At 61.2% G+C, this 12351-nt stretch carries 9 protein-coding genes; 3 read left to right on the forward strand and 6 right to left on the reverse strand.

Translation table 11 applies throughout. The features are described 5' to 3' along the window. Positions 1–42: 42 nt before the first annotated feature. Positions 43–1710: an ABC transporter substrate-binding protein gene (locus AC1DUY_RS06035; RefSeq protein WP_478112998.1), complete on the reverse strand. Its 1668-nt coding sequence runs from the start codon at positions 1708–1710 to the stop codon at positions 43–45. A gap of 234 nt (positions 1711–1944) precedes the next feature. Between AC1DUY_RS06035 and AC1DUY_RS06040 the strand changes: the two genes are divergently transcribed. Further along, positions 1945–3543, forward strand: a complete 1599-nt coding sequence (locus AC1DUY_RS06040; protein WP_478113000.1) for an ABC transporter substrate-binding protein — start codon at positions 1945–1947, stop codon at positions 3541–3543. A 94-nt stretch (positions 3544–3637) separates the two neighbouring features. Here AC1DUY_RS06040 and AC1DUY_RS06045 read toward each other — a convergent pair whose 3' ends face one another. The 3 genes from AC1DUY_RS06045 to rocF form a co-directional block, all read right to left on the reverse strand. Continuing rightward, positions 3638–5224, reverse strand: a complete 1587-nt coding sequence (locus AC1DUY_RS06045) for an alpha-amylase family glycosyl hydrolase (RefSeq protein ID WP_478113002.1) — start codon at positions 5222–5224, stop codon at positions 3638–3640. Positions 5225–5310: 86 nt separating this feature from the next. Next, entirely contained in the window at positions 5311–5583 is a 273-nt protein-coding gene (locus AC1DUY_RS06050; protein ID WP_089265966.1) for a hypothetical protein, read from the reverse strand. Between the two features lie 131 nt (positions 5584–5714). Further along, entirely contained in the window at positions 5715–6683 is a 969-nt protein-coding gene (rocF, locus tag AC1DUY_RS06055) for an arginase (RefSeq protein ID WP_478113005.1), read from the reverse strand. Between the two features lie 127 nt (positions 6684–6810). Between rocF and glgX the strand changes: the two genes are divergently transcribed. Together glgX and AC1DUY_RS06065 are read left to right on the forward strand one after the other, a co-directional pair. Then, entirely contained in the window at positions 6811–8916 is a 2106-nt protein-coding gene (glgX, locus tag AC1DUY_RS06060) for a glycogen debranching protein GlgX (RefSeq protein ID WP_478113007.1), read from the forward strand. 143 nt (positions 8917–9059) lie between these two features. Next, entirely contained in the window at positions 9060–9908 is an 849-nt protein-coding gene (locus AC1DUY_RS06065) for a transglutaminase-like domain-containing protein (protein ID WP_231079354.1), read from the forward strand. 62 nt (positions 9909–9970) lie between these two features. On the opposite strand, the gene AC1DUY_RS06070 is transcribed toward AC1DUY_RS06065, so the two are convergent. Continuing rightward, the gene (locus AC1DUY_RS06070) at positions 9971–11494 is read right to left on the reverse strand and encodes a permease (protein WP_478113009.1); all 1524 of its coding nucleotides are present in this window, start codon (positions 11492–11494) and stop codon (positions 9971–9973) included. Further along, a complete protein-coding gene (locus AC1DUY_RS06075) occupies positions 11491–12279 on the reverse strand; it encodes an ABC transporter ATP-binding protein (RefSeq protein ID WP_439075062.1) in 789 nt (262 codons plus the stop codon). The genes AC1DUY_RS06070 and AC1DUY_RS06075 overlap by 4 nt, the downstream gene beginning before the upstream one ends. Positions 12280–12351 lie beyond the last annotated feature (72 nt).

Genomic DNA, 12351 nt, shown 5'->3' on the forward strand with positions numbered 1-12351 from the left:
GAATATCGGCTGCACAAAGTGCGGCCGATATTCACTTGTTGCTTACGGCGTGATCGACACCGGCGAGAAGTCGACGAACCAGCTCTTCGGCTGCACGAAGCCCCTAATCTTCGGGCTCAGCGCACGCGGACCGACGTCGTGGGCCACGTAAAGGAAGGCTGCGTCGTCGACCGAAGCCGCGTGAAGCTCGGCCAGCGCCGCATCACGTGCCGTCGCGTCGAAGGTGGTGCGTGCCTTGGTCACCAGTTCATCGAACTTCGGATTGTTGATGAAGCCCCAATTGTTCGAGACCGGCGGCGCCATCGACGACTGCAGGAAGCGAACCAGTGCGAAGAACGGATCCATCGCCGCATAGGTGACGTTGGTGGCGTTGGAGCCGTTCGCCGAGGGATCCTTGACGCCGCGGCGCCAGTTGGTGAACAGCGTGTTCCATTCGATGACGTCGAGCTTGACGTCGAAGTAGCACTCCGCCAGCGCCTGCTGCAGATATTCGTTCATCGGCAGCGGCAGCATCTGGCCGGAGCCGGACGCCGAGGTCTGGGTCTTCACTTCGAGCTTCTTGGTAGGACCGTAACCGGCTTCCTTCATCAGCGCTTGTGCAGCCTTCAGGTCATACTTGATCTCGAAACTCGGCTTGCCGCGCCAGGGGTGCCCCGGCTCGAAAGTGCCGCTTGCCGGCACCATCAGGCCAGCGAGCAAACCATCCTTCAGGCCTTCACGATCGATGCAGAGATTGGCGGCCTTGCGGACGCGGATGTCGTTCCACGGCGAGCCTTCGGCACGGGAGAACTGCCACGGCCAGACATGCGGCTGCTCGTTCTTCTCGATCTTGAAGCCGCGTGCGGTGATTTCCTTGACCGCGTCAGGCGCCGGCGCCTCGACCCAGTCGACCTGACCGGACAGCAGCGCAGCGGTGCGTGCGTTGGCTTCCGGCATCGGCAGCAACACCATCTTGTCGGTCTTCGGAACGCGGTCCTTGTTCCAGTAGGCGTCGTTCTTCACCAGTTCGAGACGCTCGCGCGGCGTGAACTTCGACATCTTCCACGGGCCGGTGCCGGAGGCTTCGCGCGCGAAGGCCGCCCATGCGGCCTGCGACTTGGCCTTGGCATCGGCGCCTTCGGCCTTGTCGAACAGCGCCTGCCACTTGGTGGGGCTCGCGATAAAGAGGTTGGTAAGATTGATCGGCAGGAAGGAGTCCGGCTCCTTGGTGGTCAGTTCGACGGTCATGTCGTCGATCTTCTTCGCGGACACCAGGGTCGGCATGCGCGAGGCGGTTACACCGACCTGGCTGGCGTCGAACTGGACTGCATCTTGTTTGAGCACCTTGTCCACATTCCAGACCACGGCATCCGCATTGAAGGCCGAACCGTCGTGGAATGTGACGCCGGGACGCAGCTTGAAGGTCCATTTCTTCTTGTCGGCGTCGTCCACTGCCCACTCAGTGGCGAGCGCGGGAATAACAACGCTCGCCTTGGTCGCCGACGACAGATCCCAGCCGGTCAGGCCGTCATACATCGTATTGCCGGTGAAACGATTGCCTTCGAAGCCCTGATCGGGCTGGCCAAGCGTGCGCGGAATATCGGCAGCGGTCATGCCGATGCGCAGCACCGTCTCGGCGCGCGCCACCTGTGGCAAGGTCAGGGCCGTGGCGAGCGTCAGCAAGGTGATTGCTGCCGCGAGACGGCTCTTTGTCGGCTTTTCGATACGCATCGTAATCAGTCCCTCTTGGCTTTGGATGACACGTTGGCTTTGGCCAGTGTTGGTTTGTTCTAAACTGGCTAATTCTTATGCAACGCTTGTGCCAAGGCCTGCAACCTTGCAGCGCAATGACTCAAACTGCGGCACTGCAGCACACCAGCACACACCGACCGTTCCGCCTGCCCAATCTGGCATCAGGATTGCAGGTATCTGGCAGACAATATCCCACCATACGGAGTCTGGTTTATGCGCGTTCGAAGCTCGTTATTTGTTGCGGCCATCGCCGCCGCCATAGGTGCAGCCGCGCCGGCGCAAGCCGAAACGGTGGTGCGCTATGGCATCTCGATGGCGGACGTGCCGCTGACCACAGGCCAGCCTGATCGCGGCGCCGGAGGCTACCAGTTCACCGGCTACACGATCTACGATCCGCTCGTCGCCTGGGAAATGGATGTCGCCGATCGTCCCGGCAAACTCATTCCCGGCCTCGCCACCGAATGGAAGGTCGACGACACCGACAAGACCAAGTGGCGCTTCACCTTGCGCAAGGGTGTCAAGTTTCACGACGGCAGCGACTTCAACGCCGATGCGGTGATCTGGAATCTCGACAAGGTGCTGAACGAGAAGGCGCCGCAATTCGACAAGCGCCAGAGCGCGCAGGTAAAGACCCGCCTGCCCTCGGTCGCCAGCTACGCCAAGATCGATGACGGCACCGTCGAGATCACCACCAAGAGCGTCGACAGCTTCTTCCCCTATCAGATGCTGTGGTTCCTGGTCTCCAGCCCGGCTCAATATGAGAAGGTCGGCAAGGACTGGGACAAGTTCGCGTCGCAGCCCTCGGGCACCGGCCCGTTCAAGCTGACCAAGCTCGTTCCGCGCGAGCTCGCCGAGCTCAGCAAGAATCCGGATTATTGGGACAAGAAGCGCATTCCGAAAGCGGACAAGCTCGTGCTCGTCCCGATGCCGGAAGCGCTCACCCGCACCAATGCCCTGCTCGCCGGACAGGTCGATCTGATCGAGACCCCTGCTCCCGACGCTGTGCCGCAGCTCAAGGGCGCCGGCATGAAGATCGTCGACAACGTCACGCCGCATGTCTGGAATTATCATCTCAGCGTGCTGCCGGGTTCGCCTTGGACCGACGTCCGCCTGCGCAAGGCGCTGAACCTCGCCATCGATCGCGATGCCGTGGTCGCGCTGATGAACGGTCTCGCCAAGCCCGCCACCGGTCAGGTCGATCCGTCAAGCCCGTGGTTCGGCAAGCCGACCTTCAAGATCAAATATGATCTGGCCGAAGCCAAGAAGCTCGTGAAGGAAGCCGGCTATGGTCCGGAGAAGCCGCTGAAGGCGACCTTCATCATCGCCAATGGCGGCACCGGCCAAATGCTGTCATTGCCGATCAACGAATTCCTGCAGCAGAGCTTCAAGGAAATCGGCGTCGAGGTCGAATTCAAGGTCGTCGAACTCGAAGTGCTCTACACCGCGTGGCGCAAGGGCGCGGCCGACGACAGCATGAAGGGCATCACGTCCAACAACATCGCCTACGTCACCTCGGATCCCTTGTACGCCATCGTCCGCTTTTTTCACTCCGGCCAGATCGCACCGGTCGGCGTGAACTGGGGCGGCTACAAGAATCCGAAGGTCGATGCGCTGATCGACGAAGCCAAGAACACCTTCGATCCGAAGAAGCAGGACGAGTTGCTGGCCGAAGCCCATACGCAGATCGTCGACGACGCCGTACTGGTCTGGGTCGTTCACGACACCAACCCGCATGCGCTGTCGCCGAAGGTGAAGAAGTTCGTGCAGGCCCAGCACTGGTTCCAGGACTTGACCACGATTGGTCTGGACTGAGCGCTTCGTCTATGTGACGACGATTGAGAAAAGCGCCGCCGAGTAATCGGCGGCGCTTTTTCTTGCCATGCATGTGGTCGCGGAGCGCGGATATCTACCGCAGCCTGACGATCACGCCTTCATTGCTCGATAATTCCAGCGCGCCCGAAACATTCTCACCATGGCGATCCAGTCCCGTCGCCAGCAATATTTCGCCGCCGCCCACATGCAATGACGCCGGCTCACCGCTGAGATTGAGGGCGATCAGCACCGTCTGCCCGTCATAGACGCGCCGATAGGCCAGCACATCGCCCGCAGCGTCCACAGGCTCATAGCCGCCGAACACCAATTCAGGCATCTGCTTGCGCAACTCGATCAGCTTCACATAGAGGCTGAGAATCGAATGGGGATCGGCCGCGAGAGCAGCCGCATTCTGATGGTGGTAGTCCGTGTCCAGCGGCAGCCAGGGCTCGCCGGTCGTGAAACCCGCATGGTCGGTGGCACCCCATTGCATCGGCGTGCGGCATCCGTCGCGGCCGAGACCAATCCCAGGCACGTTCTTTTCGAACGGATCCTGAACCTGATCCGGCGCAATAGGCACCTGCTTCATGCCGATCTCGTCGCCATAATATAGCGTCGGCGTCCCACGCAGCGTCAGCAACAACATCGCGGCGACGCGCGCCTGAGCCATGCCAACCCGGCTGGCGACGCGCGGCCGGTCGTGATTGCCGAGCACCCAATTCGGCCAAGCGCCGAGCGGCAGCGCGGCTTCGTAGCGCGCGATCAATTCGCCGATGGCGAAAGCATTCCACGGCGCGGAGAGCAGCGCGAAGTTGAACGGCAGATGAGCGCCCGACAGGTCACTGCCGTAATAGGCGACCAGCCGATCGAAGGGCAGATAGATCTCGCCGATCAGCACGCGATCGTCGAATTCATCGACAACGCGGCGCATTTCGGCGACCACATCCAGCGTCTCCGGCCGATCGGTCGAGTAGAGCGGCAGGAAAGCCTCGTGTGGCGGGCGCCCGGCCGTGAAATTCGGATTTGTCGGGTTGTCGCGAAACTCCTCGTCCTTGATCAGATGCCAGATCACGTCGACGCGGAAGCCGTCGACGCCGCGTCGCATCCAGAACCGCATCACCTCATAGATGGCGTTGCGAACAGCAGGATTGCGCCAATTCAGGTCCGGCTGTTTGTCGAGAAAGGCGTGATAGTAATATTGCCCTGTGGCCTCGTCATACTGCCAGGAGCTGCCGCCGAATTCGGACATCCAGTTGGTCGGCGCGCTGCCGTCCGGCTTCGGATCGTGCCAGATATACCAATCGCGTTTGGGATTATCGCGTGACGACCGGCTTTCGACAAACCACGGATGCTGATCCGAGGTGTGGTTCGGCACCAGATCGAGAATAATCTTCAGACCATGACCGTGAGCCGCAGCCACCAGCGCGTCGAAATCGGCCGATGTACCGAAGATCGGATCGACGCCGATATAGTCTGATATGTCATAGCCGAAGTCTGCCATCGGAGACGGGAAGATCGGCGACAGCCAGATCGCGTCGATGCCGAGCCGCCGCAGATAAGGAAGCCGGCCGACGATGCCCGCGAGATCGCCGATACCGTCTCCATTGGAGTCCTGAAACGATCGCGGATAGATCTGATAGATGGTGCCGGCCTGCCACCAGACTGTCGCTGCAGTTGCCATGGTCCTGTCACTCAATGTTCTGAGGCTTCCATCACGCACGAAAAAACGGCCCTTCCGAGGAAGGGCCGCTCTCGTTCGGCGCAATATTAGTAGCGTTCGATGACAGTACGACGTTCGACGCCGCCATCGTAATAGCCACGGTCACGATCACGGCTGCGCTTGATGATCACGGTCTCGTTGCGGTCACGGCGATCGCGGTAGTAACCGCGGTCATAATCGTCGCGATAGCGGTCGCGGCCGACGGCGCCGACCGTAACGCCTCCCGGACCGACGCCGACGCCGATGTCCTGGGCCTTTGCTGGAATTGCGCTGCTGATGCCCGCCGCAGCAACGGCGATGATGGCAAGATGCTTAATCATGACGTGCTCCTCGTGTGTGAACCATGAGGGAGCAATCCCGCGCTGCAGGGTTAGTTCCGAGACGATAACAAAACGATCATGCGTAACGCGCGCAAAGACCCGGAACCAATCGAGGTTTTGCCGACCGCGAGCTAGCCGGGCGGTATAATTGCGTTGCTGGGCATTGGCCGGTCGGTGATCTGCTGCCCGAACAGACTGCCGACCAGCTCCACCATCACCCGTGCCGTTCGCCCGCGCTCGTCCAGAAAGGGGTTGAGCTCGACGACATCCAGCGAGCACATCAGCCCGGAATCATGCAGCAGCTCCATGATCAGATGCGCCTCGCGATAGGTGGCGCCGCCGGGCACCATGGTGCCAACGCCGGGCGCTGCCGCGGGATCGAGGAAGTCCACATCGAAGGACACATGCAACACGCCGTTGCGCGCCTTGACCCGCTCGATGACGCGGCGGATCAGGACGCCAACACCGAACTCGTCAATCTGCCGCATGTCTGCGATGGCCACCTTGCGCGCGTGCACCAGCTCTTTCTCGAGCTTATCGATGGAGCGGATGCCGAACAGGTCGAGATTATCGGGCGTGATCGATGCGCGCGGCTCAGCGCCGAGTAGTCCATCCAGACCGGACTCGCCGCACAGAAAGGCCGCGGACATGCCGTGCATGTTGCCGGTGATGGTCGTGTGCGGCGTATTGTAATCGGCATGCGCGTCGAGCCACAGCACGAACAGTTCGCGCCCCTGCTCGTGCCAGTGCCGCGCCACGCCATTGACCGATCCCATGGACAGGCTGTGATCACCGCCCACGAAGATCGGCAGCGCGCCCGATTTGGCAAGCGTGTAGGCGCGCGCACTCAGCGCCTGGATCCAGCTCTGGATCACACGGTAATGCTTGGCATTCTCCGGCGGCGTGTCGGTCGACAGAGGCACAGACGGCGGCATGAGGTCACCGTGGTCTTCCACCTCGAAGCCAAGCTCTTCCAGCAGCGCCCCCAGGCCTGCCGTCCGCATGGCCGCCGGCCCCATCAAAGTCCCGCGCTGCGAGGCCCCGACTTCGACTGGCGCGCCCAGCAATGCGATGCGTTTGTGATGGGAGACGTCGGTCATAAGCAAAACTCCGGGCTAGCGACCCTCGCAGGCCAAGATATATTCCGAAACAGCCTGTTTGCATTGCAACGGAAATGCGGCGGCGCAGTTATCCCGCGCATTTTCATCACCAGACAGTGGGGCAATCGTGACGCACAGAGTAGTCGAAGAAGGTCTCCCCTATCCCTTTGGCGCGCATTGGGACGGAAAGGGCACAAACTTCGCGCTCTTCTCGGCCAACGCCACCAAGGTCGAGGTCTGCCTGTTCGACGGCGACAAGGAAACGCGAATCGAGCTGCCGGAATATACCGACGAGGTGTTTCACGGCTACATCCCCGACGTCGGCCCCGGCACTTTCTATGGCTATCGCGTCCATGGCCCCTATGAGCCGGAAAAGGGCCATCGCTTCAATCCGAACAAGCTGCTGCTCGATCCCTATGCCCGTGCCCATGCCGGGCAGCTCGAATGGAATCCGGCCGTGTTCGGCTACAAGATGGAGAGCGGCGACGACACCACCTTCGACGAACGCGACTCGGCACCCTTCATGCCGAAATGCGTCATCGTCGATCGCGACTTCGATTGGGCCGGCGAGGCCGGCCGGCAGCCGGTGCCGTGGGACCAAACCATCATCTACGAGACCCACGTCAAGGGCTTCACCAAGCTGAATCCCGACGTGCCCGAGAAGCTGCGCGGCACCTATGCCGGCTTCGGCAGCAAGCCTGTGGTGGATTATCTCTGCGGCCTCGGCATCACCTCGGTCGAGCTGCTTCCGATCCATACTTTCATCAATGACGACTATCTGCTGAACAAGAAGCTGGTGAATTACTGGGGCTACAATTCCATCGGCTTCTTCGCACCCGATCCGCGCTACGCCTCAGACGTGCCGAACTCCCTGCGCGAGTTCAAGGAGATGGTATCGACGCTGCATGCCGGCGGGCTCGAGGTCATCCTCGACGTGGTCTATAACCACACCGCTGAAGGCAACGAGCTTGGCCCGACCCTGTCGTTCAAGGGCATCGACAATGCCAGCTACTACCGGCTGATGCCGGACAAGCCGCGCTATTACATCAACGACACCGGCACCGGCAACACGGTCAATTTGTCCAATGCCCGCGTCATCCAGATGGTGGCGGACAGCCTGCGCTACTGGGTGCGGGAGATGCATATCGACGGCTTCCGCTTCGATCTCGGCACCATTCTCGCGCGCGAAGTCTACGGCTTCACCGAACAGAGTGGCTTCCTGAAAGCCGTCGATCAGGACCCATTGCTGACGACAGTGAAGTTGATCGCCGAACCCTGGGACATCGGCCCCGGTGGTTATCAGGTCGGCGGTTTCCCACCCGGCTGGGCGGAATGGAACGACAAGTTTCGCGATACTGCGCGTGACTTCTGGCGCGGCAAAGCGCCGGTCTCGGCACTAGCACCGCGTCTCGTCGCGTCTGCGGACATGTTCAACCATCAGGGTCGCCGCGCCTGGGCCAGCGTCAATTTCGTCACCGCTCACGACGGCTTCACGCTGAACGATTGGGCGAGCTACAATGAGAAACACAACGAGGCCAATGGCGAGAACAACAAGGACGGCTCCTCCAACAACGCCTCATGGAATTGCGGCGTCGAGGGCCCGACCGACGACAAGGCCATCATCGCCCTGCGCGAGCGCCAGAAGCGCAATATGCTGGCGACGCTGCTGTTCTCGCAGGGCACGCCGATGCTGCTCGGCGGCGACGAATTCGGCCGCACGCAGAACGGCAACAACAATGCCTATTGCCAGGACAGCGAGATTTCCTGGTTCAACTGGAGCCTGACGACCGAGGGCAAGGACCTGCTCGCTTTCACCAAGCGGCTCATCAAACTGCTCGGTGGCTGCTCGGTCCTGCGTCGCAGCCGCTTCCTGACCGGCGAACACGACCCCGACCTCGATGTTCGCGACGTGACCTGGATCAACGCCAATGGCGGCCCGATGGAAGACGCACATTGGAAAGACGGCAACATGAAATGCTTCGGCATGCTGCTGGACGGCCGTGCGCAGAAGACCGGCATTCACAAGCCGGCCGAGGATCAGACCATGCTGATGATTCTCAACGGCTTCGAAGGACTGGTCGATTTCACGATGCCCGAGGCGTTTGGCGGACAGGCCTGGGAACTTCTGGTGGATACCAACATTCCCGATACGAAGGGTGGCGAGGATTTCCCGTTTGGCCATATGTATCAGGTGACCGCCCGCTCGCTGCTGCTGTTGTCCCTGAAGAAATAGCTTATGACGCAGCGGGGCTGGTGCGGCCTCGCTGCCCACATTTTCTGCACATTCCTGTCACTGAACCTCGGAACGATGTTTGGTGACTACACTTGTCTGGCAACGATGAATTCCTGATTTGCCGAGCTAGTGGAGACGTAAAAGTGAAGATTCGCGCGGGCTACGACATCGCTTTCCAGTGTTTGCAGGAAACGCCCATGATCCTGATGCTTAGCATCCATCCTTCGCGCGCGAAGGATCTGCAGAGCCCACATCGCATCCAGTTTTCCCACGACGTACAGGCGCATGACTATCTCGACATGTTCGGCAACACCTGCACGCGCATCGTCGCACCGCCCGGACTGATCGAGATCAAGAATGATTTTCTCATCTCCGATAGCGGACTGCCGGATGCGGCTCCGCCATCAGGGCCGTTGCAGGCGGTTGGCGAACTGCCTGACGATGTCATGGTCTTCCTGCTCGGCAGCCGCTATTGCGACACGCAGAAGCTGTCCGATCTGGCCTGGTCGCTGTTCGGCCATATCGAAGACGGCGCGGCGCGCGTCCAGGCCATTGTCGATTACGCGCATCAGCGCATCGAATTCGGCTATCACCATGCCCGCAACGATCGCACCGCCTTCGAAGGCCATGAAGAGCGTATCGGCGTCTGCCGCGATTTTGCGCATTTGGCCGTCACGCTATGTCGCTGCATGAACATTCCGGCGCGTTATTGCACCGGCTATCTCGGCGATATCGGCGTGCCCATCGATCCCGCGCCGATGGATTTCAGCGCTTGGTTCGAAGTTTATCTCGGAAACAAGTGGTACACATTCGATGCGCGTCACAATCATCCGCGCATCGGGCGCATCGTGATGGCCCGCGGTCGCGACGCTGCTGACGTAGCGATCTCCACCAATTTCGGCCCGACGCCGCTGGTGCGTTTTACCGTGGTCACGGAAGAGGTTTTTAGCGAAGCCACCCCCGCCATCGCGCCGATGTCGATGGTGGCCTGATCGTCGTCTCGAGGCCGTTGTTAGTTTCAAAGCCACCCGTATCCGCGGGTGGCTTTGTTGCTTCAGGTCCTGACCGGACTGATCTTCCACGTCAGCGCCATGAGACCTGCCGTCATGGCACCCGAGATCACCGAGGCAATCGGCAGCACCAGTGCCAGCGCCGCTGTCGCAGCCCAGCCGATCGACGAGAAGGCTTCGGCGAAGGTCGCAATGCGTGATGACGTCTGACGTCGCCTGAACTGGCTGCGCCGTGCCTGCACCCTGAACCAGAGCTGGATAGCCGTCGCCGAGGCTGCCGCCACGACGGTCGCCAATGCCGTCACAGCGGCCAGCCGTAGCGAAACGAGCGCGAGACCGCCGACCATTGGCGTGAACACCACGGCGATGATCACCAGCACGACTTCGACCTTGGCCGTGATGATCGTGTTTGCCGGAAGCGGCGCGGTCGTCACCAGATCCGCGGCGTCCTCACCGGAGATGGTCAACCAGGCCAGGCCGCCGGCGAGCTGACCCGCGGCCATCACGATCACTGGCGCCAGCACGATGAAGGCACCCGCGCCCTCGCCGAAACTGCGCCACAGCATCAGGGCTGGCGGTAACAGATACAGCAGCTGCATCAGAGTTTGCGAGACCAGCCACGGATCGCGCCACAACAGGATAAACTCCTTGCGGCGCAAGGCGTTACGTCGAGAGCCCGGTCGAAACCGTCTTGCGACTTTCTTGCGTCGAACTTGCGCCAATGGCACGGCACTGGCCACGTAGTTGCTGAAGCGCGGCGAGAAGATTGCCATGGCGCTTCCCAGCAGGATCAACCCGGCCGCCAGCAGCGGCACCAGTGCTGCGATATCGCCAAGCATCGCGCGCGCGGGCCACCACACCACGCTGTCTGCCTCCGGCGCAAACGCGGCTGCGGCATCGGAGGTCAGCACGGCGAAACGCGACAGCGTGCCGTAAGAGAGAATCGCCGCAACCTGCAATGCGATGACAAAGCCTGCGCCCGTGACCGCCGAAATAATCTGCGCAACCAGCCGCGTCTTGGCGGGGCCGCAGAGCTGAAACAGTCCGACCGTGATGGCGATGGCGCACGCCGATGCAGAAAGGCCCATAGCAATGACGACGGCATAGGCGGAAAACCAACGCGCACCGCCGCCGATCACCAGCACGTTGACAAAAGGCGTCGCCAGCAACATCGCCATCAGGGTCACCGTCAACGCGATAGCTGCGATGCGGACGGAGAACAGGTTGGTGAGCGGCACTGGCGACGACATGATGAGATCGAGATCGGCGCGCGCGTAGAATACGCGGGTGACGGACTCAATTGCCTGCGACAGAACGAGCGCCCAGGCGAGGAAGACACTTGCGGTGATGACAATCGCCGTCGATTGATCCAGTGGCGTCTGTACATCTGCGAAACGGCCGACCACCGCATAGGCCGGCAAATGCAGGAAGATCACGAAGACAATCAGCAGAAGCGACACGCTGCGCGGACGCCAGCGACGGCCCGCCGTGAGCATGCCCAGCATCTCTCGCCACGCCAGCCGGACTTCATGGCCGGCAAACCACATCACGCTGGCGGATGGCGTCATGCGGCAACCGGCGCGCCGTCCACCAGCGCCACGAACATGTCCTCGAGGCTGGTGTCGCCCTGTCCGTTCTGCTGACGTAATTCGGCAAGCGTACCTTCGGCGATCAGCCTGCCTGCGGCGATCACACCGATCCGGTCGGCCATGCGTTCGGCGACTTCGAGAATATGCGTGGTCATGATCACGGTGCAGCCGGCGCGCACGCGATCCTGCAGCAGGCCTTTGACATGACGCGCCGACACGGCATCGAGCCCGGTCAAAGGTTCGTCGAGAATGATCAGCCGGGGTTCATGCACCAGCGCGCCGGCCAGCGCTACCTTCTGGCGCATCCCCTTGGAGAAGCCTTCGCATCGCTCATGCAGATGTGGACCAAGACCTAGCGATGCCAACAATTCATGCGACGTGCGCTCTGCCGTTTCAGCATCGCAGCCCCATAGACCGGCAACGAATTCGAGATATTCGAGCGGCGTCAGCTTGTCATAGATCATCGGCTCGTCGGAGACCCAGGCCATGATCTGTTTCGCTGCAACGGGATCGGCGAGCGCGTCGATACCAAGTATCGACACCGATCCGGCATCGGGACGCAGCAATCCCGCGACCATGCGCAATGTCGTCGTCTTGCCGGCTCCGTTGGCACCCAGCAGCGCATAGAACTCGCCAGCACGAACCGTGAGATCGAGTCCGTCGACAGCTGGCCGATCGAAACGTTTCGTTAACCCTCGCAATTCGAGGGCAGCGTGTGTTGCGGACATGACAGACGATCTGCGCGTTAAGTTGCGTAGCAACATGGAGGGAAGTTGTTTCAAGGCAGTGAATCCGATGACGTAACTACGCCGCCTCACGCGCCAGGTGGTATCTAT

Source organism: Tardiphaga sp. P4_G1 (assembly GCF_056401215.1).

Coding starts and splice junctions, on each gene's coding strand:
- AC1DUY_RS06035 (WP_478112998.1), bottom strand. CDS start 1,710: ATGCGTATCGAAAAGCCGACAAAGAGCCGTCTCGCGGCAGCAATCACC.
- AC1DUY_RS06045 (WP_478113002.1), bottom strand. CDS start 5,224: ATGGCAACTGCAGCGACAGTCTGGTGGCAGGCCGGCACCATCTATCAG.
- AC1DUY_RS06040 (WP_478113000.1), top strand. CDS start 1,945: ATGCGCGTTCGAAGCTCGTTATTTGTTGCGGCCATCGCCGCCGCCATA.
- AC1DUY_RS06075 (WP_439075062.1), bottom strand. CDS start 12,279: ATGTTGCTACGCAACTTAACGCGCAGATCGTCTGTCATGTCCGCAACA.
- AC1DUY_RS06050 (WP_089265966.1), bottom strand. CDS start 5,583: ATGATTAAGCATCTTGCCATCATCGCCGTTGCTGCGGCGGGCATCAGC.
- rocF (WP_478113005.1), bottom strand. CDS start 6,683: ATGACCGACGTCTCCCATCACAAACGCATCGCATTGCTGGGCGCGCCA.
- AC1DUY_RS06070 (WP_478113009.1), bottom strand. CDS start 11,494: ATGACGCCATCCGCCAGCGTGATGTGGTTTGCCGGCCATGAAGTCCGG.